This is a genomic window from Shewanella sp. HL-SH4, from assembly GCF_051164845.1.
Classification (GTDB): Bacteria; Pseudomonadota; Gammaproteobacteria; order Enterobacterales; family Shewanellaceae; genus Shewanella; species Shewanella glacialimarina.
This window is the reverse complement of the sequence record NZ_CP195037.1, coordinates 1,097,545-1,120,917: the sequence shown is the minus strand read 5'-3', so window position 1 is coordinate 1,120,917 and position 23,373 is coordinate 1,097,545. Positions and strand designations below refer to the sequence as shown.

23 protein-coding genes are annotated in these 23,373 nt (G+C 41.0%); 20 read left to right on the top strand and 3 right to left on the bottom strand.

Annotated elements, in window-relative coordinates:
* The first annotated feature begins 1 nt into the window (after window position 1).
* The 7 genes from ACRWQL_RS05890 to ACRWQL_RS05860 all read left to right on the top strand — a co-directional run bounded on the left by ACRWQL_RS05890 (window position 2) and on the right by ACRWQL_RS05860 (window position 6,131).
* The gene (locus ACRWQL_RS05890) at window positions 2-769 is read left to right on the top strand and encodes an SDR family NAD(P)-dependent oxidoreductase (protein ID WP_434928479.1); all 768 of its coding nucleotides are present in this window, start codon (window positions 2-4) and stop codon (window positions 767-769) included.
* Window positions 770-835: 66 nt separating this feature from the next.
* Window positions 836-2,104, top strand: coding sequence for an NAD(P)/FAD-dependent oxidoreductase (locus tag ACRWQL_RS05885; protein ID WP_434928480.1), 1,269 nt, complete (start codon window positions 836-838; stop codon window positions 2,102-2,104).
* Window positions 2,101-2,919 (top strand): DUF1365 domain-containing protein, encoded by an 819-nt coding sequence (locus ACRWQL_RS05880; protein WP_434930334.1) that lies wholly within the window; start codon window positions 2,101-2,103, stop codon window positions 2,917-2,919. The genes ACRWQL_RS05885 and ACRWQL_RS05880 overlap by 4 nt, the downstream gene beginning before the upstream one ends.
* Before the next feature lie 102 nt (window positions 2,920-3,021).
* Complete coding sequence (locus ACRWQL_RS05875; RefSeq protein ID WP_434930333.1) at window positions 3,022-4,260, top strand: class I SAM-dependent methyltransferase; 1,239 nt, start codon at window positions 3,022-3,024, stop codon at window positions 4,258-4,260.
* Between the two features lie 55 nt (window positions 4,261-4,315).
* Entirely contained in the window at window positions 4,316-4,867 is a 552-nt protein-coding gene (locus ACRWQL_RS05870) for a DUF2878 domain-containing protein (RefSeq protein WP_434952736.1), read from the top strand.
* A 32-nt stretch (window positions 4,868-4,899) separates the two neighbouring features.
* The gene (locus ACRWQL_RS05865; protein WP_434952735.1) at window positions 4,900-5,550 is read left to right on the top strand and encodes a chalcone isomerase family protein; all 651 of its coding nucleotides are present in this window, start codon (window positions 4,900-4,902) and stop codon (window positions 5,548-5,550) included.
* Complete coding sequence (locus ACRWQL_RS05860; protein WP_434928485.1) at window positions 5,547-6,131, top strand: DUF3833 domain-containing protein; 585 nt, start codon at window positions 5,547-5,549, stop codon at window positions 6,129-6,131. Before ACRWQL_RS05865 ends, ACRWQL_RS05860 begins: the two co-directional genes overlap by 4 nt.
* A 146-nt stretch (window positions 6,132-6,277) precedes the next feature.
* On the opposite strand, the gene ACRWQL_RS05855 is transcribed toward ACRWQL_RS05860, so the two are convergent.
* A complete protein-coding gene (locus ACRWQL_RS05855; protein WP_434952734.1) occupies window positions 6,278-6,622 on the bottom strand; it encodes a DUF3634 family protein in 345 nt (114 codons plus the stop codon).
* 259 nt (window positions 6,623-6,881) lie between these two features.
* Here ACRWQL_RS05855 and ACRWQL_RS05850 point away from each other — a divergent pair, with 259 nt between their 5' ends.
* A complete protein-coding gene (locus ACRWQL_RS05850) occupies window positions 6,882-7,052 on the top strand; it encodes a hypothetical protein (RefSeq protein WP_434928486.1) in 171 nt (56 codons plus the stop codon).
* 84 nt (window positions 7,053-7,136) lie between these two features.
* Here ACRWQL_RS05850 and ACRWQL_RS05845 read toward each other — a convergent pair whose 3' ends face one another.
* A complete protein-coding gene (locus ACRWQL_RS05845) occupies window positions 7,137-7,451 on the bottom strand; it encodes a hypothetical protein (protein ID WP_434952733.1) in 315 nt (104 codons plus the stop codon).
* Window positions 7,452-8,053: 602 nt separating this feature from the next.
* Between ACRWQL_RS05845 and dnaK the strand changes: the two genes are divergently transcribed.
* From dnaK to carB, 8 genes are all read left to right on the top strand, one after another.
* Entirely contained in the window at window positions 8,054-9,973 is a 1,920-nt protein-coding gene (gene dnaK / locus ACRWQL_RS05840; RefSeq protein ID WP_434928488.1) for a molecular chaperone DnaK, read from the top strand.
* A 124-nt stretch (window positions 9,974-10,097) separates the two neighbouring features.
* Window positions 10,098-11,228 (top strand): molecular chaperone DnaJ, encoded by a 1,131-nt coding sequence (gene dnaJ, locus ACRWQL_RS05835; RefSeq protein ID WP_434928489.1) that lies wholly within the window; start codon window positions 10,098-10,100, stop codon window positions 11,226-11,228.
* A gap of 179 nt (window positions 11,229-11,407) precedes the next feature.
* Entirely contained in the window at window positions 11,408-12,667 is a 1,260-nt protein-coding gene (locus tag ACRWQL_RS05830; protein ID WP_434952732.1) for a DEAD/DEAH box helicase, read from the top strand.
* A gap of 185 nt (window positions 12,668-12,852) precedes the next feature.
* Window positions 12,853-13,659, top strand: coding sequence for a M48 family metallopeptidase (locus tag ACRWQL_RS05825; protein ID WP_434952731.1), 807 nt, complete (start codon window positions 12,853-12,855; stop codon window positions 13,657-13,659).
* 89 nt (window positions 13,660-13,748) lie between these two features.
* Window positions 13,749-14,366 carry an FKBP-type peptidyl-prolyl cis-trans isomerase gene (locus tag ACRWQL_RS05820; RefSeq protein ID WP_226410806.1) on the top strand — a complete coding sequence of 206 codons (618 nt, stop codon included), beginning with the start codon at window positions 13,749-13,751 and terminating at the stop codon, window positions 14,364-14,366.
* Window positions 14,367-14,478: 112 nt separating this feature from the next.
* Window positions 14,479-15,294 carry a 4-hydroxy-tetrahydrodipicolinate reductase gene (gene dapB / locus ACRWQL_RS05815; RefSeq protein ID WP_434928491.1) on the top strand — a complete coding sequence of 272 codons (816 nt, stop codon included), beginning with the start codon at window positions 14,479-14,481 and terminating at the stop codon, window positions 15,292-15,294.
* A gap of 174 nt (window positions 15,295-15,468) precedes the next feature.
* Window positions 15,469-16,626 (top strand): glutamine-hydrolyzing carbamoyl-phosphate synthase small subunit, encoded by a 1,158-nt coding sequence (gene carA, locus ACRWQL_RS05810; protein WP_434928950.1) that lies wholly within the window; start codon window positions 15,469-15,471, stop codon window positions 16,624-16,626.
* 23 nt (window positions 16,627-16,649) lie between these two features.
* Window positions 16,650-19,871 carry a carbamoyl-phosphate synthase large subunit gene (carB, locus tag ACRWQL_RS05805; RefSeq protein ID WP_434930324.1) on the top strand — a complete coding sequence of 1,074 codons (3,222 nt, stop codon included), beginning with the start codon at window positions 16,650-16,652 and terminating at the stop codon, window positions 19,869-19,871.
* Between the two features lie 43 nt (window positions 19,872-19,914).
* Here the strand turns inward: carB and ACRWQL_RS05800 are convergent.
* Window positions 19,915-21,143, bottom strand: a protein-coding gene (locus ACRWQL_RS05800) for an IS3-like element ISShfr4 family transposase (protein ID WP_434938222.1) whose coding sequence is annotated in 2 segments (ribosomal slippage) — window positions 19,915-20,792 and window positions 20,792-21,143 — 1,230 coding nt in all. Because the reading frame shifts where the segments join, the coding sequence is not laid out codon by codon here.
* Between the two features lie 242 nt (window positions 21,144-21,385).
* Here ACRWQL_RS05800 and bfr (ACRWQL_RS05795) point away from each other — a divergent pair.
* The 4 genes from bfr (ACRWQL_RS05795) (at window position 21,386) to ACRWQL_RS05780 (ending at window position 23,360) form a co-directional block, all read left to right on the top strand.
* The gene (gene bfr / locus ACRWQL_RS05795; protein ID WP_434930323.1) at window positions 21,386-21,856 is read left to right on the top strand and encodes a bacterioferritin; all 471 of its coding nucleotides are present in this window, start codon (window positions 21,386-21,388) and stop codon (window positions 21,854-21,856) included.
* A gap of 12 nt (window positions 21,857-21,868) precedes the next feature.
* Window positions 21,869-22,336, top strand: a complete 468-nt coding sequence (gene bfr / locus ACRWQL_RS05790; RefSeq protein ID WP_434952730.1) for a bacterioferritin — start codon at window positions 21,869-21,871, stop codon at window positions 22,334-22,336.
* Window positions 22,337-22,512: 176 nt separating this feature from the next.
* On the top strand, window positions 22,513-22,824 hold the full coding sequence (locus tag ACRWQL_RS05785) for a Fis family transcriptional regulator (protein WP_434930321.1): 312 nt from the start codon (window positions 22,513-22,515) through the stop codon (window positions 22,822-22,824).
* Window positions 22,825-22,955: 131 nt separating this feature from the next.
* Window positions 22,956-23,360, top strand: coding sequence for a GFA family protein (locus tag ACRWQL_RS05780; protein WP_434952729.1), 405 nt, complete (start codon window positions 22,956-22,958; stop codon window positions 23,358-23,360).
* Window positions 23,361-23,373 lie beyond the last annotated feature (13 nt).

The window sequence follows — 23,373 nt, the reverse complement described above, 5'->3', positions numbered from 1 at the left end:
TATGAGCCATCATCAATCCTCATCATCAGCGGTTCTGATAACTGGAGCAACATCGGGCATTGGTTTAGCAAGTGCTAAGTTTTACGCAGCTAAAGGTTTCCATGTCATCGCATGTGGTAGAAATGAAACCGTATTAGCGGGCTTAAATGTGGGTCATTTTTTAACATTTGATATAACACAACCTGAACAAGTTAATCAGGCTGGTATTGCGCTGAAACAGTACCTAGCAGATAAGCAGCTTCAGCTTACCCAAGTTATCTTAAATGCTGGAACCTGTGAGTATATTGACGATGTTATTGAGTTTGATGCAATGCTTTTTAGTCGAGTCATAACTACCAATCTGATTGCGGTTGGACATTGCATTAGCGCATTTTTACCTCAGCTCACAAAAGGCGGCCAATTAGGATTAATGAGCTCCAGTGCAACTTATTTACCTTTCCCAAGGGCTGAGGCATACGGTGCTTCTAAAGCCGCAATAAGTTATTTAGGCCGCAGTTTAAGGTTAGATTTGGCCGCTAAACCCAGTGTTGATATTGGAGTAAGTGTAATTTGTCCTGGTTTTGTTGACACACCGCTTACCGCCAAAAATGATTTTGCTATGCCGATGCAAATCAGTAGCGAGCAAGCAGCAGAACGGATTTTTAAGGGGATGGCACAGCGCAAGTTCGAAATCCATTTTCCTAAGCGGTTTACCTTTATACTCAAGTGTTTATCTTTGCTTCCTGAGAAAGCACTTATCAAGTTACTTGCAGATAAAGCCGTTAAATAAAAATCACTTTTGAATACATACCCAAATTAACAGTAAAGCGTCAAGTTTGTACATATAGGAATAAGAATGAAAAAAATTGCGGTGATAGGAACCGGCATATCGGGTTTAACCTGTGCACATTTACTCAGCAGTAAGCACAAAGTAACTGTTTTTGAAGCCAATGATTATATTGGCGGACACACAGCTACGGTTGATGTCGAGGTAGACAAAAAGAGCTACGCTATTGACACTGGTTTTATTGTTTTTAATGATCGCACCTACCCAAGATTTGAAAAGTTAATGGCAAAGCTTGGGGTTGAGTCATTACCGACACAGATGAGCTTTAGTGTACACAATGCTTTCACTGGGCTTGAATACAATGGTCATACCCTATGGAGTATGTTTGCCCAAAGACGTAACATTTTCAAAGCTGATTTTTATCGTTTTCTAGCTGAAATAGTACGTTTTAATAACGATTGCAAAGCCATTTATGAGTCAGATACCTATCCTGTAATGAGTTTAGGTGAATATCTCGATAAACATAATTTTAGCCCATTTTTCTGTGAACATTATATTCTACCAATGGGTGCAGCCATTTGGTCTGCCAGTATTAATGATATGCGCGCCTTTGCGTTACGATTTTTTATTCGTTTCTTCCAGCACCATGGCTTGCTTAATATCAGTGATCGTCCGCAATGGTCGGTATTGAAAGGTGGTTCGCGTAGCTATATTCCTAAGCTTATTGAACCTTTTAAGAATAATATTCTGTTAAATAGCCCAGTAACGGCTGTTTGTCGAAATGATGAAGGCGTAAAAGTTCAAGTATTGAATGGCGAATGGCTGCAATTTGATGACGTTATATTGGCGTGTCACAGCGACCAGGCATTAGCTATGCTCAGTGATGCAAGCAAAGATGAGCATGAAGTGTTGTCTGCCATGGAATACCAAAATAATGAAGTGGTGCTACATACTGATATTACTTTGCTACCCAAACGTAAAGCGGCTTGGGCAAGTTGGAACTATCGTTTAGACGGTGATGATAAAGTGCCTATGGGCGACAGACCCGCCAGTGTTACCTACAATATGAATATTTTACAATGCTTGCCCAAGGGAGCACCGACTTTTTGTGTGACCTTGAATCAAACTGGCTTGATTGATGAAAGTAAAATATTGCGTAAATTTAATTACGCTCACCCAGTTTTCAATGAAGCCAGTATGCAAGCGCAATCAAAGCGTGAGCTTATATCAGGTAAACGACATACTTACTTTGCGGGTGCCTATTGGTATAACGGTTTCCATGAGGATGGCGTGAGAAGCGCAGTTGATGTGTGCAATCAATTTGAGATCAGTTTATGACCGCAATGATAACTGACGATATGGCGTTAAACAGTGGCATTTACTATGGCAATATCAGCCATAGACGCCATGTGCCTAAACGCCATAGCTTTGGTTATAACATAGCTATGATGGCATTAGATTTAGACGAGTTACCTACATTGGTAAACACCAGTAAGTTGTTTGCTGAAAAAAATGCATTACTCACCTTTAAAGCCGATGATTATCTTAAAAGCCTTGGTCAACAATTTGGTGAGGACTTTATCTCAGGTTTAAACATTGACAAGCTCAGTGCAATAGGGGCATTAAAGCAGCGTACATTGGTCACAATACAAAAGCTAGGTGCTCAACAAAGCTGTAACCGAGTGGTGTTTTGTGGCCAAATTCGTCATTTTGGCTTTTACTTCAGTCCAGTTAATTTTTTCTTTTGTTATCAAGATGAGACTCCACTATATATGCTGGCTGAAGTCAGCAACACCCCGTGGAATGAGCGTCATTGCTATCTAATTGATTTAGTGAACACCACTCACACTGATAAAGTTTTCCATGTGTCACCTTTTATGACCTTAGATATGCACTATTTATGGCGTATTTTACCGCCGCAGAAACGCCTTAAAGTGACCATTGAGAATCGTAATAGTGCTAATGAAAAGCTATTTGATGCCACAATAGCCTTAAAAAGAATGTCATTTACTGCGCCAAATATTAAGCGCTTTATGTTGGGGTACCCAGCCATGACAGCTAAAATTGTCTTGGGTATTTATTGGCAAGCTTTAAAACTATTTATTAAACGGATTCCTTTTGTGGGCAAGCAAACCAAACAAGTGCCCACATAAAAACAATCAGCAGTTCAAGTAAACCAAATGTGTACTCAGTACGTATTAGCCCTTAATATTATAAATTTGAAGCTAATTTTTTAATTAGAATGGAGTGCCAGCATGGATAATGCCGCAACCGGTACAAGTATTGCTCAAGCGAGTTTATCAGACAGTTTGGCTAAAAAGATTTTATTACGAGCACTGGCTCATCTAGCTGAAGGGCAATTAACGATTGTTGATGCGTCACAATCGCATGTATTTGGTCATCCAGAAAGCGACATTCACGCTACCATGCAAGTGTTACACCCAGGTTTTTATCGTCAGGTAGTATTTGGTGGCTCAATTGGTGCAGGTGAAGCTTATATTCAAGGTCATTGGTCTAGCCCTGATTTAACGAAAGTAGTGCAAATTTTTGCCAGAAATTTAGCCTTGCTTGATAATATTGAACGTTACTTCTCTTGGTTAAGTAATGGCCTAAACCGCGTTAAGCATATATTTAATCGAAATTCTCAAGCCGGTTCAAAACGCAATATCTTAGCCCATTATGATTTGGGTAATGATATGTATCAGCAGTTTTTAGACCCAGAAATGATGTATTCCAGCGCAATTTATCCAGCAAATGATGCCAGTCTAGCTGAGGCGCAATTGCACAAGCTAGATACCATATGTCAGCGTTTAGATTTAAAACCTGGGCAAACCTTATTAGAGGTAGGCACTGGATGGGGCGCACTGGCAATTTACGCAGCTAAGCATTATGGCGTGTTAGTGACCACAACAACGATTTCAGATGCACAATATGATTACGCTTTATCTCGGGTAAAAAGTGAAGGCTTATTAGACAAGGTCACCTTGTTAAAACAGGACTATCGTGAACTCACCGGGGTGTATGATCGCGTGGTGTCAATTGAAATGATTGAGGCTGTGGGGCATGAGTATTTACCGGGCTTTTTTGAAAAGCTACAGCATATGCTTAAACCTGAAGGGCGTTTATTAATTCAAGCCATTACCATTGCCGATCAGCGCTACAATAGCTATCGCAAAAGTGTTGATTTTATCCAGCGTTATATTTTCCCTGGTGGCTGTTTACCCTCGATCAGTGAAATGTCACGTCATATAGCCAATAAAACCGACATGGTTATTTGGTCATTAGATGACATCGGCCTTGATTATGCGCGTACCCTAAAACATTGGCATGATAATTTTGATATGGCCAAAAGTACCATTACCAAACTTGGATACGGTGATGATTTTATTAGAATGTGGAAGTTTTACTTAAGCTACTGTGAAGGTGGTTTCTTAGAGCGCGCCACCAGTACAGTACATTTAACCGCGGTAAGACCTGGCTATCGAAAAAGCTAACATTTTTGTTGTTAGCTAACTTGTTCAGATTACGTATTATATAAATGAGGGTGTCATGAAAAAATCTGTTTCATCCTCTTCACGGCTCAGTTTAGCTGACCCCGTTGTAGCTAATAAAACAACCGCTTTAAAAAAAATACTGCTGAACGCAGTTAGCTTTCAAGCGATATGGTGGCTGGGAGTCTTATATCAAAACCAGTTCATCTTAGTATCATTAATGCTGATTGGATTACATTTTCTATTATCAGATCAAAAACGCGCCGATGTACTTATCCTACTAGTTATTACAGCACTTGGCGCAGCTGTCGATGTTGGGTTAACTTATTTTGGTGTATTTGTTTTTGCATCAACGCCATGGTGGTTATTACTGCTTTGGGGATATTTTTCACTGACATTAAATGTAAGCTTAGGTTTTGCACATAAATTCAACCTGCCTGTTCAAGTTATTATTGGTGGTGTCTCTGGCTGTTTAAGTTACCTTGCTGGTGCAAAGTTTGATGCCGTAATATTGCCTTTGGGGATGACTCCTTCAGCTATTATTCTTGCGGTGATCTGGTCAGTACTATTTCCCGTATCACTTCATATAGCGGCGCGGTTATCACGATAACTGTGCTATGTACGCGTACAGGGTAGGTAAATATGTCAAGTATAAGTAAGCTTGCAAATTTTGTATTGATACTGAGCGCAGCGAATATGGTTCATGCTGAAGATGTCAATAATGTTACAGATTTGGCAGTTAAGGCATTAGGCGACGCTAACATTAGTCAGGCTAGTTTAAGTCACACGGCGGCATCAGATTTAATTCAAACCACTCAACTGCTTAAATCAAAATCTGCTGACAAACAGTTTATTTTGCCGCCTCTTGTCCAAGTTGGCGAGGCTGATTTAGATGTTTTGTGGTTTGATGTTTACTTAGCCAAACTATACTCAGTTGATGGCACTTATCAGCCCCAGCAATTTCCAATTAAATTAGCCATTCAATATCACCGCGATATAAGTGCAGCAGAACTCATTGAGGCAACTACTGAGCAGTGGCAAGCTAATGGGTTAACAGCGTCTGAGATTAACCGTATAAAAAAGCATTTAACCCTTTCCTGGCCTGATGTTAAAAAGAACGACACCCTTAGCTTTATTATCCACAATGATAAACAAGCCGAGTTTCTGTTTAATGATAAGTCTTTCTATCAGCTAGAGGATGCTGAGTTTAGTGCCGCTTTTATTGGTATTTGGTTGTCTGAAACCACAACTGAGCCTGAATTACGTCAACAATTAATTGGAGCAACTCAATGATTAACCTTTCATTTTTGAATACGTTTTGGGGTAAAGCTCAATCATCTGTTAAAGCCTTAACCGTTATTACTGTTTGTTTTAGTTTGTTTTCTTGTTCGTCCGCTTCAATTGAAGATTATGCAGGTACAACACCTGAGTTAAATTTGGTTGATTTTTTTGACGGTGAATTAACCGCTTCAGGCATAGTGCAAGATTTTTCCGGTAAAGTGACACGAAAGTTCACCGTGACAATGGAAGGCAGCTGGCAAGATAGTCCACAAGGCAAGCAAGGCGAACTTAAAGAATGGTTTATTTATGATGACGGTGAAAAGCAAACACGGATTTGGTATTTAACCGATTTAGGTAATGGTCAGTTCGAAGGCCGTGCAGATGATATTTTAGGTGTGGCTACAGGCGAGGCTAATGGCAGCGCACTTAGATGGCGCTATGATATGAAGCTCATGGTGGATGGTAGTGAATATCAAGTTGAATTTGATGATTGGATGTTCTTAGTGGATAAAAATACCATTATTAACAAAAGCGATATCATTAAATTTGGTATTACAGTCGGCACAGTCACATTAGTGATTCAAAAGCAGTAATTGGGATTATTCAAGCTATGGTTCTGTTACAACACTGACACTGAGTGTCACTTTTCTAAACTCAGTATCACTTTCCTAAAATAGTGAATTTTAATCATTTAGACAACAATGTTTGCTTATTCACTATTCTAGGTTGTGTCATCTGCTTAGCCTTTTAACTTACTGTTATCAACCTGTTTGCGGTCATAGTATTCAAAGGGAAAGACATTGCGAATTTGCTGGGTGAGATCATCACCTATGTTGGCAGAGACATGCAGCCTTACTTGATTATCTCTTTCTGCTCTTATTGTACAGGTCAGCTTATGCTCTTTGGCAAAGGAGCGACATTCTCGCTCAAATTTTTCTGGGATTTTACCTTTATGTCGATTTAATCGACCTTGCTTAAAGTGCATTTCAAATAGTGTTAACCCTTTCTTGCCTGAGAACATCAGCTTGTAGGCAATGAAAAAAAACACGCCAATAAATAAAATCTTTAATAACGTTTCTACCATATCGTGCGTCCTTTAATCTTTGTTATTTATATATTAAAGATACGCCCGATTTGTTTCGGTGCAATCTTTTTTTATCAAAACGTGAGTCGTAGCAAAATTATTCCATGGGGTGAGTCGTATGGTTGAAAAAAACTCATGTTACAGTTTGGTTACGGTTGATGTATTTTTAGTCTACACTCTGTAATGCAACTTATTAGTGGCAGATGTAAATTGAATTCAAACTAGTTAAATGGATTGTTATTTTATTAAGGATAATGTCATGTCGATATCAAATGCTAAGCGTTGGAACGAGTTATGTGAATTGCAAATTACTATAATGGGTAATCTTGCTAATCGGTTCCCTGAACGTCGTGAAAACCTCGAGTCAGTAGCGAGTGGCTGGAAAAGTATTCAACAACAGTTACAACAAAATAAAACCCCTGTGTTATGAGTTGTACTGTGTGGGTATTGCATTAAGTCGATGCTTACATCGACTTTTTTATTGATTTTAATGGTCAACCACCTCAAGAGGTAATCATGAAATACTTGCCTGACTGAGCTCCTGGTAAGTGATATATAGCCAAATACCTAAAAAGCACAGCATCATCAGTAGTGCGACGATACGAATTACTTGGGCGTATTCGGTAACATAAGTGAAGTAACGTTGCTGAATCGCATTTGTCAAAAAAGTCCCCACTAAAGAAAACACACACAAATACATGGCAGCATATTGAGTTGAGCTTGAGCCATTAATTTTTTCATAGAGCAATAGTAGTGCAACTGAAGTCAATACTATTATGCGAAAACGACGCTCCGCTTTATTTGATAAATTCCATCTAGGCAGTCCCATTGCCATCGCTCCTTGTATTAAAGTCCATTTACATCAGTACACAACCCATCAAGTTATTAAGTTATTAAGTCGCTAACGCTAAGTTAGCCTTACTGATATATAGTTATAGTAATATTTGGTCATTTTTTCAACTACAAGGTTTGTCTAGAATATAACGACTGGAAACGCCAAGTTGTGGGGTGGAAAGTGAGAAACAAACAAATGCAGTTGAAAGATGCGCCGTCACAGCCAAATCCTAATATTTCATTCTAAAGGTTTACTGAAAAGCACAGCAGTAAGCGTTTTTGTTTATTGTTTAGATTGTTTCTCTGATTTTTACTGTTTTCTATTTCATTACAGTTGGTATATCTATTCGAGCATTGTGTGTTTTATTGAGTATTAGTGGATATTGTTGTCATTAATATTAGCAAAGCGGCATAAATTTTTTCACTTCCCCTTGTAAATGAAATTTGCGCCCCTATATAAAGTGTTAAGAAAGATTTGGGCGATATATAAGTCAAGGCTATTAAGTTAATAGATACTTGAAAACCGTTTGGCTAACCCCCATATCCATACCAGACAACAAATTTACTGACGAATAACGTCAATTTTCGGAGGACCTCATGGGCAAAATTATTGGTATCGACTTAGGCACAACAAATTCATGTGTGGCAGTCCTTGATGGCGGCAAAGCACGCGTACTTGAAAACGCAGAAGGCGATCGTACAACACCTTCTATCGTTGCTTATACCGATGATGAAACAATTGTAGGCTCGCCTGCAAAACGCCAAGCAGTGACTAACCCTGCTAATACTTTCTTTGCTATTAAGCGTTTAATCGGCCGTCGTTTTAAAGATGACGAAGTTCAACGCGATGTTGACATCATGCCTTTCAAGATTATCGCAGCAGATAATGGCGATGCATGGGTTGAGCAACGTGGTAAAAAAATGGCTCCACCACAGGTTTCTGCAGAAATCTTGAAAAAGATGAAAAAGACCGCAGAAGACTTTTTAGGTGAAGAAGTGACTGAAGCGGTTATTACTGTTCCTGCTTACTTTAACGATTCACAACGTCAAGCGACTAAAGATGCTGGCCGTATAGCGGGTCTTGATGTTAAACGTATTATCAACGAGCCAACAGCGGCTGCATTAGCTTACGGTATTGATAAGAAGCAAGGCGACAACGTTGTTGCAGTATACGATTTAGGTGGTGGTACTTTTGATATCTCTATCATTGAAATCGACAGCAACGATGGCGATCAAACTTTCGAAGTACTTGCTACCAATGGTGACACTCACTTAGGTGGTGAAGACTTTGATAACCGTTTAATTAATTACCTTGCGGATGAGTTTAAGAAAGATCAGGGCTTAGATCTTCGTAAAGATCCATTAGCAATGCAACGTCTTAAAGAAGCTGCTGAAAAAGCGAAAATCGAATTATCTAGCACTAATACAACAGAAGTTAACTTACCTTACATCACAGCTGATGCAACAGGTCCTAAGCATTTAGTGGTTAAAATCACTCGTGCTAAGTTAGAGTCATTAGTTGAAGACTTAATTCAACGTACTTTAGAGCCACTAAAAGTTGCTTTAGCTGATGCTGATTTATCAATATCAGACATCAACGAAGTTATCTTAGTGGGTGGTCAAACTCGTATGCCTAAAGTGCAAGAAGCGGTTACAAACTTCTTCGGCAAAGAGCCACGTAAAGACGTTAACCCAGATGAAGCTGTTGCTGTAGGCGCTGCAATTCAAGCAGGTGTTCTTTCTGGTGAAGTGAAAGACGTACTACTACTTGACGTAACCCCGTTATCATTTGGTATTGAAACCATGGGTAGCGTAATGACTAAGCTTATCGAGAAGAACACCACTATCCCGACTAAAGCTAGCCAAACGTTCTCAACCGCTGATGACAACCAAAGTGCAGTGACGATTCACGTACTTCAAGGTGAGCGTAAGCAAGCTAGCTACAACAAGTCTTTAGGTCAATTTAACCTAGACGGTATTGGCGCTGCACCACGTGGTCAACCACAAATTGAAGTAGCGTTTGATATTGATGCTGACGGTATCTTAAAAGTATCTGCTACTGACAAGAAAACCGGTAAAGCACAAAACATCACCATTAAAGCTAACTCTGGTCTAACCGATGAAGAAGTTGAGCAAATGGTTCGTGATGCAGAAGCTCACGCTGATGAAGATGCCAAGTTTGAAGAATTAGTGCAAGCACGTAACCAAGCTGATGGTTTAGTGCATTCAACTAAGAAACAAGTGACTGAAGCGGGTGATGATTTACCAGCGGAAGATAAAGAGAAAATCGAAGCAGCAATTGCTGATGTTGATGCAGCAGTGAAAAGCAACGATAAAGAAGCCATTGATAAATCAACTCAAGCGCTTATCGAAGCTTCAGCTAAGTTAATGGAAATTGCACAAGCTAAGGCGCAAGCGCAAGGCGGAGCAGACCAAGCAACTGACGCTGGCAAACAAGACCCTGCTGATGATGTTGTTGACGCTGAGTTTGAAGAAGTGAAAGACGACAAAAAATAATTAGTTACTTTTGATAGCAAAAGCAACTAGTTAATATAAAGCGGGCGTTGAGGCTTACCTCTAACGCCCGTTTGCACAATCATACTTAATCAATTTTAAGCAAACCTTCGAGAAGCAAAACACTATGTCAAAGCGTGATTTTTACGAGGTTCTTGGTGTCAGTCGTGATGTCAGTGAACGTGAAATTAAAAAAGCCTACAAGCGTTTAGCGATGAAATTTCACCCTGATCGCAATCCAGGCGATAAAGCGGCAGAAGCAAGCTTTAAAGAAGTTAAAGAAGCCTACGAAATTTTAACCGATAGCGACAAAAAAGCCGCTTATGATCAATTTGGTCATGCTGGTGTTGACCCTAATCGCGGCGGCGGTCATGGTGGACAAGGTGACTTTGGCGATATTTTCGGTGATGTATTTGGCGATATCTTTGGCGGAGGTCGTCGTGGTGGCGGTCAGCGCCAAGCGGCGCGCGGTAGTGACTTACGTTACAACTTAGAATTATCACTTGAAGAAGCGGTACGTGGTTTAACCAAAGAACTGCGCATTCCAACATTAGCCGCTTGTGACTTATGTGATGGCAGCGGAGCAAAAGCTGGTACTAAGGCAACCACATGTGGCACTTGTCATGGTCAAGGCCAGGTGCAAATGCGCCAAGGCTTCTTTGCCGTTCAACAGGCCTGTCCAACGTGTCAAGGTCGCGGTAAAATCATCAAAGACCCTTGTAGCAAGTGTCATGGTGAAGGCCGTGTTGAAAAGAGCAAAACATTGTCGGTTAAGATCCCTGCAGGTGTTGATACGGGTGACAGAATTCGCTTAACCGGTGAGGGTGAAGCGGGCGAGTTTGGTGCTCCTCCGGGTGATTTATATGTTCAGGTCAGTGTACGTGAACACAATATTTTCACTCGAGATGCAAATAACCTCTACTGTGAAGTGCCTATTTCATTCAGCAAAGCTGCCTTAGGCGGTGAGATTGAAGTGCCAACACTTGACGGTAAAGTCAGCCTTAAAATTCCTACCGAAACCCAAACTGGCCGCATGTTCCGTTTACGCGGTAAAGGGGTTAAGTCGGTACGTAGCCATGCAGTAGGTGATTTACTGTGTAAAGTGGTGATGGAAACACCGGTTAACTTAAACGATAAGCAAAAAGAGTTATTGCGTGAGTTTGAGGCAACCTTAACAGGCGAGTCAAAAAAACATAGCCCTAAAGCTGAAGGTTTCTTTGATGGTGTGAAAAAGTTCTTCCAAGACTTGAACAGCTAATCGTTATTATGGAGCCCTATTAAGGTAGGTTAGATAAATAGGGTTCTAAGTTAAAGGCTGTTTACTTTGGGTAAACAGCCTTTTTTTATTGAAACTCAATATGCGTATTGAGTTTGTTGTTAGCGCGTTATCATTACGACGAATGTTAACTTTAGCCACAGAAAATTAGGCGATACCGCATGGGTTTTTCATTATTTACGCTCAATCCTAAACTCGTTAAATCATTACCTTCCTTGGTGATTGAACCTAGTGCAATACAAAAACAGGCTATTCCCGCTATTTTGAGCGGTAAAGATGTACTGGCATTGGCGCAAACGGGCAGTGGTAAAACCTATGCTTTTGGTTTACCCATATTGCATCGTATTGCGGCATTACAAAGTGGCACATCAAAGTTAGGTCAGCAAACACCCAATATATTAGCCGTAATTATTGCACCGACTAGAGAGTTAGCGGCGCAAGTTTGTCAAAATTTAACCCCATTAGCGCAAGCCGTCGACTTACGAGTGGATGCCTTATGTGGTGGTGAAGATATAACCCAACAAGTTGAGCGACTAACATCCCCTGCAGAATTGATTGTTGCTACACCGGGGCGATTATTAGCGCTAGCACAGCAAGGTGTTATTCAATTTGAACAGCTACAATGTGTCGTGTTTGATGAAGCCGACAGATTATTAGATATGGGCTTTATTGCCGATATTAATGCGCTACTGGCACTTATGCCTAAAAGGCAAACGCTAATGTTTTCGGCAACTATGCCTGCATCGTTAGATGAGTTGGTGAAGACTGTGTTGTCATCATCAACAATACGCTTAGAGGCTAATGCCTTAAATAGCGCGGTAGAAGATATTAGCCAAACGATTTATCACGTCAATAAAGGCAGTAAAGCAAAAATACTGATCGAACAGATTAAGTTGCACCATTGGTCGCAGGTTTTGGTATTTGTTAATGCTAAGGATGATGCCGATGCTTTGTGTCGAAAATTACTTAAAGCGGGTATTAACGCAGCAGCACTGCACGGTGATAAAGATCAAGCGTTACGCAGCCAAACATTGAACGATTTTAAAACTCAGCAACTGAGTGTGTTAGTGGCTACAGATGTAATGGCGCGTGGTATTCATATCAATGCTTTGCCCGTAGTAATCAATTTTGATTTACCAAACCAAGCTGAGGTGTATGTTCATCGTATTGGCCGCACCGCAAGGGCTGGGCTAAGTGGTGTGGCCTTGTCTTTGGTGAGTCACTTAGAATTAGTCAGTTTAGAGGCTATTCGGCAATTAACGGGTCAAGTTTTACCATTGGCTACGTTGGCAGACTTTCCGGTGACAGACCTAGTCACAAATTCGACCAGCAAGCGTGCTCCTCGAGATAAAAAAGCTAATCGGCGCACCGCAAGTAAACGAGGGGCTGGCGATTTTTCTAAAAGAAAATCAGCACTATAAGCGATATTTTTTGAGGCCCAAAACTCAGCCACATGCCACGCGGTTATTTGCAAGTCGCAATGGGCTGCAAGGACAATTATTTAACGTCATGGTCGTTTATGCAATGCTGGTTTAACATCACCAGAGCGAAAACAGACCTTAGCTATTATTAGTTTAATTTAAAGCTTAATTTAAAGGATGAAAATATGAAGCAACTCATACTTGCAGCGGCGATTTCAACTTTATTGGTTGGATGTATTAGTACAAAATCACCCACAGGCAGAAGCCAAACCTTGCTGTTTTCAGATGCTCAAATGCAGCAAATGGGGGCACAGTCTTTTGAAACCATGAAGCAAGACCAAAAAATAAGTAAAGATAAAAACAAAACCGCTTACGTGAATTGTATCGCTAAACGCATTACCGCAGTACTACCGGATCAAAGCCAGCAATGGGAAGTGGTATTGTTTGACTCTGATCAAGTGAATGCGTTTGCATTGCCGGGTGGCCATATTGGTGTGTACACCGGTTTATTAAATGTTGCTGCTAATCAAGATCAGCTAGCAACAGTGATGGGGCACGAAGTGGCACATGTATTAGCGCAACATGGTAATGAGCAAGTGTCCCGTGCTCAGCTTACCGGTTTAGGAATGCAGGCTGCTGATGCAGCAATCGGTGCATCGGGTATTGCCAATAAAGATTTATATATGGCAGGGCTTGGCTTAGGCGCTAAAGTAGGCATTATATTACCCTTTGGCCGTAGCCAAGAATCAGAGGCTGATATCGTTGGCCTTGAGCTAATGGCTAAAGCAGGCTTCAACCCAGCACAAAGTATCACCTTGTGGCAAAACATGGCCAAAGCCGGAGGCGCGCAAGGGCCAGAGCTATTGTCAACGCATCCTTCACACAGCACGCGTATTGAAGACTTACAAACGGCACAAACTCAAGTGATGCCGCTTTATACTCAAGCTAGAAAACAGTCTTTGGCTGAGTGTAAAATCAATGGCTCAAAATAGCCCAATTGTGAGGCTTTTTCACAGCATGGACGAATTAAATGTGATAGACTCCGTGCAAATTTTTATTTGATCAATGAGAGAAAGAAATTATGTCAGATGTGTTCAGCACAATGGAGCAGCATGCAAGTTATGGTGTAGGTCGTCAAATGGGTGAGCAACTCGCTGCCAATCCTTTTGAAGGAATTGATATCCCTGCTGTTCAAGCTGGTTTAGCTGATGCGTTTTCAGGAAAAGAAAGCCAAGTGTCTATGGAAGACTTGCAAACTGCTTTTACTGAAATTAGCCGTCGTTTACAAGCTGCACAAGAAGCTGCTGCAGAAAATGCAACTGCAGAAGCTGATGCATTTTTAGCTGATAATGCTAAACGTGATGGCGTAACGGTAACTGAATCTGGTCTTCAATATGAAGTACTAGTCCAAGGCGAAGGCGAAAAGCCAACGTTTGACTCAACAGTTCGCACTCACTACCACGGTACTTTCATCAATGGTGAAGTATTCGACAGTTCAGTGACTCGTGGTCAACCTGCTGAGTTCCCAGTATCAGGCGTTATCGCTGGCTGGACTGAAGCATTACAACTTATGCCTGTAGGCACTAAGCTTAAGCTATTTGTGCCACATCACTTAGCTTATGGCGAGCGTGGTGCAGGTGCATCTATTCCTCCATACACTGCATTAGTGTTTGAAGTTGAATTGTTAGACATTCTCTAATAATCATAAAAACGCCTAAGATGACTTAGGCGTTTTTGTATATAGCCAAATTTTTGTATTAAGCCTCAATATCAAATGTGAGATGTTGATTAAGCTTTCACTGGGAGAACATATGACTGCAAAAGTAAGAGTCGCCGTTGTGGGTGCCAGTGGCCGTATGGGTCGCACATTAATTGAGTCAGCTAAACATCAAGAAGTTATCCGTCTTGGCGCGGCAATAGAACGTTCAGGCTCGACCTTAATTGGTGTTGATGCCGGTGAACTGGCTGGCGTAGGTTCAATGGATGTTGCCATTACTGATTCACTTGACAGTGTGGCTGATAACTTTGATGTGCTAATCGATTTTACCTCACCTGAAGCCTCAATTGTTCACCTTGACTGGTGTGCTCGTAATCGCAAAGCCATTGTATTAGGTACAACTGGATTCAACCATGCTCAAAAAGAGCTTATTGGTGCATATGCAGAGCAAACCCCAGTGGTATTTGCGCCTAATATGTCAGTTGGCGTTAACTTGATGTGGAAGTTGTTAGAGCTTGCTGCAGAAGTGATGGGTGATTATACCGATATTGAGATCATTGAAGGTCATCACCGTTTTAAGAAAGATGCGCCATCTGGCACTGCACTTAAAATGGGTGAAGTGATCGCCAATACCCTTGGACGCGATCTTGAGAAGTGTGCCGTTTATGGCCGCGAAGGTATTACTGGTGAACGTTCGCGTGACACCATTGGTTTCTCAACGATTCGTGCAGGTGATCTAGTCGGTGAACATACCGCAATGTTTGCTGATATTGGTGAGCGTTTAGAAATAACTCATAAAGCATCAAGCCGAATGACATTCGCCAATGGCGCAATGCGTGCGGCTTACTGGCTATATGATCAAAATCCGGGTCTGTATGATATGCAGCAGGTCCTTGGACTAAATGATTAAATTAAAAACCACCATTCGATATGGTGGTTTTTTTTGAAAAACCTTTTTTCATATGTGGACGAAATTACAGAACTCCTGTAAAATCGGCGAAATTTGTCAAAATTTCGTAAAACAGCGGAAATTGGTATCTTAGTGCAAAATAAAACAAAATAATTTCAATAGCTTGGCTCTTTTCTGGAGGTCGCGTTGACACAGTCTGCCTTACTCGTACTCGAAGACGGAACCGTATTTTCTGGCACTGCAATTGGTGCTACAGGTATTACAGTTGGTGAAGTAGTTTTTAACACTTCAATGACCGGATACCAAGAAATATTAACGGATCCATCATATTCACGCCAAATAGTCACTTTAACGTATCCGCATATCGGTAATACCGGTACTAATGATGAAGACACAGAATCAAGTGCGGTTCATGCTTGTGGTCTTATCATTCGCGATTTACCGTTAATGGCTAGTAACTTCCGTAATCAACAATCTTTAGGTGATTACCTAAAAGCTAACAATGTTGTTGGTATTGCGGATATCGATACCCGAAAATTAACCCGTATCCTGCGTGAAAAAGGTGCCCAAGCCGGTTGTATTATGGTGGGTGACCTGGACGAAGCAAAAGCGCTTGCACAAGCAAAAGCATTTCCTGGCTTAAAAGGCATGGATTTAGCCAAAGAAGTCACTACTGATAAAGCCTATCAATGGCGAAACGGTAGCTGGAAATTAGAGGGTGGTTTACCTTCTGATACCCCAGAGAAAGAATTGAAATATAAAGTTGTTGCCTATGATTACGGTGTAAAACGTAACATTTTACGCATGCTAGTTGACCGTGGTTGTGATGTCACCGTGGTGCCAGCGCAAACCTCCGCTGCCGATGTCTTAGCCATGAATCCTGATGGAGTGTTTCTATCAAATGGTCCAGGCGATCCAGAACCATGTGACTATGCAATTGACGCTATTCAACAAATCTTAAAAACAGAAATTCCTATATTTGGTATTTGTTTAGGCCATCAATTATTAGCATTAGCCTCAGGCGCGAAAACCTTAAAGATGAAATTTGGTCACCACGGTGCAAACCACCCTGTGAGCAATATCGAAAAAGGTAACGTGATGATCACCAGTCAAAACCATGGTTTTGCTGCGGATGAAACCACTTTGCCGGCCAATATCAAAGTGACCCATAAGTCATTATTTGATGGTTCTTTACAAGGTATCCATTTAACCGACAAGCCTGCGTTTAGCTTCCAGGGTCACCCTGAAGCAAGCCCTGGCCCAACCGATGCCGCGCCTTTGTTCGATCATTTCATCGAACTTATTGAGCAATATCGTCAGCACGCTAAATAGTTATCTAGGAGAAGAGAAAAGCAATGCCAAAACGTACCGATATAAAAAGTATTCTTATCCTAGGTGCCGGACCAATTGTAATTGGTCAGGCGTGTGAGTTCGATTATTCAGGTGCTCAAGCCTGTAAAGCTCTTCGTGAAGAAGGCTACCGCGTTATTCTGGTTAACTCTAACCCAGCAACCATTATGACCGACCCAGATATGGCCGATGCAACTTATATCGAGCCAATTCATTGGGAAGTAGTACGCAATATTATTGCTAAAGAGCGTCCAGATGCCATTCTACCGACTATGGGTGGACAAACGGCTCTGAACTGCGCACTTCAGCTTGAAGCTAAAGGCGTACTAAAAGAATTTAACGTTGAAATGATTGGCGCAACAGCAGACGCAATTGATAAAGCTGAAGACCGTAGCCGTTTTGACAAAGCGATGAAATCCATTGGTTTAGACTGCCCGCGTGCAGGTATTGCCCATAATATGGATGAAGCGTATGGCGTATTAGATATGGTGGGCTTCCCCTGTATCATTCGTCCGTCTTTCACCATGGGTGGCAGCGGCGGTGGTATTGCCTACAATAAAGAAGAGTTTGAAGAGATTTGTTCTCAAGGCTTGGACTTGTCGCCAACTAACGAATTATTGATTGATGAATCATTAATCGGTTGGAAAGAATATGAAATGGAAGTGGTTCGTGACCGCAACGATAACTGTATTATCGTCTGTACTATCGAAAACTTCGATGCGATGGGTGTTCATACTGGTGATTCAATTACCGTAGCACCGGCACAAACGCTAACCGACAAAGAATATCAATTAATGCGTAACGCTTCGATAGCGGTATTGCGTGAAATTGGTGTTGAAACCGGTGGGTCAAACGTACAATTTGGTATTTGTCCTAACACTGGCCGTATGGTCATTATTGAGATGAACCCTCGAGTATCCCGTTCATCTGCATTAGCCTCTAAAGCAACCGGTTTCCCGATCGCTAAAATCGCGGCTAAATTAGCCGTTGGTTTTACGCTTGATGAGCTAAGCAACGATATTACTGGTGGTAAAACACCAGCATCGTTTGAACCTGCTATCGACTATGTTGTGACCAAAATTCCACGCTTTAATTTTGAAAAGTTTGCCGGTGCAAATGACCGCCTAACTACTCAAATGAAATCTGTTGGTGAAGTAATGGCTATTGGCCGCACTTTCCAAGAGTCTTTGCAAAAAGCATTACGTGGTCTTGAAGTGGGTCGTAACGGTTTTGACCCGATTGTAGATTTACAATCATCAGAAGCGATGCAACGTATACGTCATGAATTAAAAGAGCCTGGTTGTGATCGTATTTGGTATATAGCCGATGCATTCCGTGCCGGTTTAAGCCGTAATGATATCTTCACTCTGACTAACGTTGATCACTGGTTCCTCGCTCAAATCGAAGATTTGATTGCCCAAGAAGCCAAAGTGGCTGAACTTGGTATGTCAGGTTTAGAGCAAAACTACTTACGCCAATTAAAGCGTAAAGGTTTCTCTGATTTACGTTTAGCGGATGTACTTGGTGTGAGTGAAGGCGAAATTCGTAAATTACGTCATCGCCATGACATTCATCCGGTATACAAGCGTGTAGATACTTGTGCCGCTGAATTCTCAACCGACACTGCTTACATGTACTCAACGTATGAAGAGGAATGTGAAGCCAACCCATCAAATCGTGACAAAATCATGATTTTGGGTGGCGGTCCAAACCGCATTGGTCAAGGTATTGAGTTTGACTACTGTTGTGTACACGCAGCATTAGCATTACGTGAAGACGGTTATGAAACCATTATGGTTAACTGTAACCCTGAAACCGTATCAACCGATTACGATACATCTGATCGCTTATACTTTGAACCTGTTACCTTAGAAGACGTGTTAGAAATCGTCCGTATCGAGAAGCCAAAAGGCGTCATCGTACAGTACGGTGGTCAAACGCCGCTTAAATTAGCCCGTGAATTAGAAGCCGCTGGGGTGCCGATCATTGGTACTAGCCCAGATGCGATTGACCGTGCTGAAGACCGCGAGCGTTTTCAACAAGCAATTCAACGTTTAAACATGAAGCAGCCACAAAACGCGACAGTCACGACTGTTGAAAGTGCTGTGATTGAAGCGGAAATTATTGGTTATCCGCTGGTTGTCCGTCCATCTTATGTATTGGGCGGTCGTGCGATGGAAATCGTTTACGACAAGCAAGATTTACTACGCTACTTCAATGAAGCAGTTAAAGTGTCTAACGCATCACCGGTACTACTTGATCACTTCTTAGATGATGCGATTGAAGTGGATATTGATGCGGTATGTGATGGCGAAACCGTGGTTGTTGGCGCGATTATGGAGCATATTGAACAGGCTGGCGTTCACTCTGGTGACTCTGGTTGTTCATTACCGCCATATAGCTTAAGTGCAGAAATTCAAGCACAAATGCGTGAGCAGGTATCAAAGCTTGCATTTGAATTAGGTGTAATAGGCTTAATGAACGTGCAGTTTGCCGTGAAAGATAACGAAATCTACATGATTGAAGTTAACCCACGTGCAGCGCGTACCGTACCTTTTGTGTCAAAAGCAACCGGTGTGCCATTAGCTAAGATTGCAGCGCGTGTGATGGCTGGTCAAAGCTTAAAGTCACAAAACTTTACTAAAGAAGTTATTCCACCATTCTTCTCTGTGAAAGAAGTGGTACTCCCCTTCAATAAATTCCCTGGCGTTGACCCTTTATTAGGGCCTGAAATGCGTTCCACAGGTGAAGTGATGGGTGTGGGTGAAACCTTCGCAGAAGCATATGCTAAAGCGCAATTAGGTGCGACATCTGAAGTACCTAAATCTGGACGTGCTTTATTATCAGTACGTAACAGTGATAAAAAGCGTGTAGCAGCGTTAGCAGCTAAGTTAATTGAGCTAGGTTATGAGATTGACGCAACACACGGCACTGCAGTGGTATTGGGTGAAGCTGGCATTAACCCTCGTTTAGTCAACAAGGTGCATGAAGGTCGTCCGCACATTCTTGACCGTATTAAGAATGATGAGTATACCTACATCATCAACACGACCGAAGGTCGCCAGGCAATTGAAGACTCACGTCAAATTCGTCGCGGTGCACTGCGTTATAAAGTGAATTACACCACAACATTGAATGCTGCATTTGCTACATGTCTTGCACATGCTGCAGATGACCGCACTAATGTGAACTCGATTCAAGAGTTACATAAGCGCATTACTGGCTAAAATTTAGCTAGTGTCTAGTCCTAAAATAGGTTGACGGTTTTTATTAAGCCAGTTGGAACTCCCGACTGGCTTTTTCATGCACTTCGTTTGGGGTTTTCATTCCTAAACTAAGGTGCGGTCTTAACTCGTTATAAGTCCTAATCGATTCTTTGATGAGTATTGCCAGCTCCTTCATCGTTCGACAGCGGTAAAGTAAAAACTCTTGCTTCAAAATACCATTCACTCGCTCAGCTAACGCATTCTGATAACAATCATACCCATCTGTCATCGATGGCCTTATCGCATTCGCAGCCAATTTATGTTGATATTCTGCTGAGCAGTACTGTATCCCTCTATCTGAATGATGAATGACATCATTGGTTGTCTGACGATTCTTTATCGTCATCTCCAATGCTTTAACGACATCACTGGCTTTCATTTCATCACTTAATTCATAACCCATTATTTTTCTTGAATATGCATCTGTGACTAATGATAAATAGTGAGTTCCTTCGTCTGATTTTACGTAGGTTATGTCACTGACAAACACCTCTTCAACTCCCTTCACCACTCTGTCTTTGAGTAAGTTTGGGTGTTTTCTCAACCAATGATGGCTATGGGTTGTCTTGGTGTAATTCTTCCTAGGCTTTACTAACATATTGTGTTGTTTCAAATACCGAAATAGGCCGTCTCTACCTAGCTTTATGCCTTGTTCAAGTAACTGTGGCTTGATGAGTTGATAAAGCTTACGCGTACCCACTCTGGGCATGAACTGACGCCAATACATAACCATCGTCATCACCGGTTTTAATATCTCAGCTCTTGCTGCTAAGCGCTGCTTCCATTGATAAACAGCTTGTCTTGATAGGTTAAACTGCCGACTCGCTGTCGCTAGCTTTACAGTGCCTTTTTCTTTGGCAAGCCAGAGCGTTCGGCTAAGTACTTTTTTTCTAAATCAATTCCGTACTCATTTTTAAGTAAGTCGACCATATCGCCATAAATCATATTTTTCATTTCGAGATTGGAGACTTGTTTCTCTAATCGTTTGATTTTCTGGGCGGGTGTTTCTGTAGATTTGGACATAGGTGAATGCTCAATCGGCTGGGACCAATCTAATCTACCATGTTTTCGTAACCATGTTAGGACGGTACTTCTTCCTTGAATGCCATAGTGGTCTTGAGCTTGCTTATACGTTAGCTCGCCTTTTTCTACTTGACTAACAACCGCTAATTTAAAGCCTAATGTGTAATCTCGTTGAGTACGTTTTATATTGATTGATACTGAAGGTTTCATAGATAAGTCTCCAATGTGTCAACTTATCTCAGGACGGGACATAGCCTACATTGTAAAGAGCCTTCATTTTGAAGGCTTTTTTTATGGCTGTGATTTGTATCTGGTTTACAAACCTTAGTTATAATGATAATGGTTATCAATACTATGTGTATGAATTTAAAGGATAATTTGCAATATCATACTAGGTGTACTATCCTAGCCTAAATTGATCCAGATCAAGTTAAGCTATCAAGGACATCATTATGAAAGGTCATCCAAAAGTCATTAGTCAGTTAAATCGTGTATTAACCTTCGAATTGACCGCTATTAACCAATACTTTTTACATGCGCGTATGTTCAAACATTGGGGTTTAGAGAAGCTCAACGAAAAAGAATACAAGAAATCAATTCAAGACATGAAACACGCAGACAAGCTTATTGAGCGGGTATTGTTTCTTGAGGGATTACCGAATTTACAGCAATTAGACAAACTGCGTATTGGCGAAGATGCCGAAGAAATGTTGGGCTGTGATAAAGAAGCGGTAACCGAGCAAATTGCTGCATTACGTGATGTGATCAAATTGTGTGAAACAGAACAAGATTACGTTACCCGTGATTTACTTGAAGACCTGCTGGAAGATGAAGAAGAGCATTTAGATTGGATTGAATCTCAGCAAGAACAGATAGTACAAATCGGTATTCAAAACTATCTTCAATCTCAAATTAAAGATTAACAGGACAATATTATGAAAGGCAATTTAGAAGTTATTGACGCATTAAACAGCTTGTTAACCGGTGAGTTATCAGCAATGGACCAGTATTTTGTGCATGCTCATATGTATGAAGATTGGGGATTTGACGAATTATATACCCGTATATTACATGAATCTGATGACGAGAAAGCCCATGCAGCTAAACTAGTGCAACGCATTTTATTTTTGGAAGGCACGCCAGATGTAGCTAGCCGCGAAGCATTAAACATCGGTAAAGATGTGCAAGAAATGCTAAATAACGACCTACAGTATGAATATAAAGTGGCGGATGATTTACGTAAAGTGATCAAATTATGTGAAGAGAAAGGCGATTATCAAACCCGTGAGATTTTAGAAGTCTTATTGGATGATACTGAATCTGATCACATGTATTGGTTAGAAAAACAATTACGCTTAATTGAGCGTGTTGGTTTACAGAATTACCTGCAAACTAAGATGTAATTAATCGACTAAGAATGCGTTAATTAACATTGTTAATTGAGGCGTTTGTTGATTTTAAAGCCCAGTCCCGAAAGGGGTTGGGCTTTTTTATGTTAAATCGTAGCAGTGAACTTTGCTACACTGGCTAACTTATTCCACCTTCCAGCTGTTATTTGAATTTTGGGTCACTGTGATATATGCGTAAAACCGATAAAAAAATAGACAATCAAATTCGACAAGTGTTAACCCAGGTGTGTGAAATCGCCCTAAATGAATATAGCGGTTTCGAATGGTTGACCCATATTGTTAATTACAGCGACTTTCCTAAAAGCTTACAGGTTATATGTGTCTTCGATACGCCTTATAACCTCAACCGTTTTATGGCATCACCTGAAAATGATGCTCTCAGTAAACTTATCCAAAAAAAGCTGTTAAGCATTAAGGTGACCATTGATATTCGCCAAGTGTCATATGACAGTGAAGATAACCATAATAAAAAACTGCATTAGTAATGAGTCTTCACAAACGTTAGATTAGGTTAAATATACCATTAAGCATGCTATTTGGCGTGGCTACCGGCTTTAGTGGCGACAGCTTTTAGTTTTACGAGCAATTTTTATAGCACAAGGTGATGGCGATTATGTATCAGGGAAAGTGTTTGTGTGGTGAGGTTAGCATAATCATAAAGGGCGAAATAAGTGATATTATTCATTGTCACTGCTCTTTATGTCGAAAAAACAGTGGTACTGCATTCGCCACAAATGGCTTTATTAATGCGGCTGATTTTGAGATTGTATCGGGCAAAAATAGCTTAAGTATATTTTCATTCAAGCCCGGTAGAAATCGACATTTCTGTAGTTATTGTGGTTCACCTGTGTACAGTTCAAACGAGCAAGACCCACAGCGTTATAGAATTAGACTCGGTATACTTGATACGGACATCATTGAAAGACCTATTTCGCACAACTTTGTTTCATCCAAAGCAAACTGGGAAGATTTAGATGCTCAGTTACCCAGATACGATGCCTTTGAGCCTGGTCGTTAAGTTAAGTATCTAA

Bases quoted from the DNA above. Each gene is read 5' to 3' on its own strand.
- bfr (WP_434930323.1), top strand. From the start codon at position 21,386: ATGAAAGGTCATCCAAAAGTCATTAGTCAGTTAAATCGTGTATTAACC.
- ACRWQL_RS05865 (WP_434952735.1), top strand. From the start codon at position 4,900: ATGTCAAGTATAAGTAAGCTTGCAAATTTTGTATTGATACTGAGCGCA.
- dapB (WP_434928491.1), top strand. From the start codon at position 14,479: ATGACTGCAAAAGTAAGAGTCGCCGTTGTGGGTGCCAGTGGCCGTATG.
- ACRWQL_RS05875 (WP_434930333.1), top strand. From the start codon at position 3,022: ATGGATAATGCCGCAACCGGTACAAGTATTGCTCAAGCGAGTTTATCA.
- dnaK (WP_434928488.1), top strand. From the start codon at position 8,054: ATGGGCAAAATTATTGGTATCGACTTAGGCACAACAAATTCATGTGTG.
- ACRWQL_RS05870 (WP_434952736.1), top strand. From the start codon at position 4,316: ATGAAAAAATCTGTTTCATCCTCTTCACGGCTCAGTTTAGCTGACCCC.
- dnaJ (WP_434928489.1), top strand. From the start codon at position 10,098: ATGTCAAAGCGTGATTTTTACGAGGTTCTTGGTGTCAGTCGTGATGTC.
- ACRWQL_RS05885 (WP_434928480.1), top strand. From the start codon at position 836: ATGAAAAAAATTGCGGTGATAGGAACCGGCATATCGGGTTTAACCTGT.
- ACRWQL_RS05850 (WP_434928486.1), top strand. From the start codon at position 6,882: ATGTCGATATCAAATGCTAAGCGTTGGAACGAGTTATGTGAATTGCAA.
- ACRWQL_RS05860 (WP_434928485.1), top strand. From the start codon at position 5,547: ATGATTAACCTTTCATTTTTGAATACGTTTTGGGGTAAAGCTCAATCA.
- ACRWQL_RS05830 (WP_434952732.1), top strand. From the start codon at position 11,408: ATGGGTTTTTCATTATTTACGCTCAATCCTAAACTCGTTAAATCATTA.
- ACRWQL_RS05845 (WP_434952733.1), bottom strand. From the start codon at position 7,451: ATGGGACTGCCTAGATGGAATTTATCAAATAAAGCGGAGCGTCGTTTT.
- ACRWQL_RS05890 (WP_434928479.1), top strand. From the start codon at position 2: ATGAGCCATCATCAATCCTCATCATCAGCGGTTCTGATAACTGGAGCA.
- ACRWQL_RS05785 (WP_434930321.1), top strand. From the start codon at position 22,513: ATGCGTAAAACCGATAAAAAAATAGACAATCAAATTCGACAAGTGTTA.
- bfr (WP_434952730.1), top strand. From the start codon at position 21,869: ATGAAAGGCAATTTAGAAGTTATTGACGCATTAAACAGCTTGTTAACC.
- carB (WP_434930324.1), top strand. From the start codon at position 16,650: ATGCCAAAACGTACCGATATAAAAAGTATTCTTATCCTAGGTGCCGGA.
- ACRWQL_RS05855 (WP_434952734.1), bottom strand. From the start codon at position 6,622: ATGGTAGAAACGTTATTAAAGATTTTATTTATTGGCGTGTTTTTTTTC.
- ACRWQL_RS05780 (WP_434952729.1), top strand. From the start codon at position 22,956: ATGTATCAGGGAAAGTGTTTGTGTGGTGAGGTTAGCATAATCATAAAG.
- ACRWQL_RS05825 (WP_434952731.1), top strand. From the start codon at position 12,853: ATGAAGCAACTCATACTTGCAGCGGCGATTTCAACTTTATTGGTTGGA.
- ACRWQL_RS05880 (WP_434930334.1), top strand. From the start codon at position 2,101: ATGACCGCAATGATAACTGACGATATGGCGTTAAACAGTGGCATTTAC.
- ACRWQL_RS05820 (WP_226410806.1), top strand. From the start codon at position 13,749: ATGTCAGATGTGTTCAGCACAATGGAGCAGCATGCAAGTTATGGTGTA.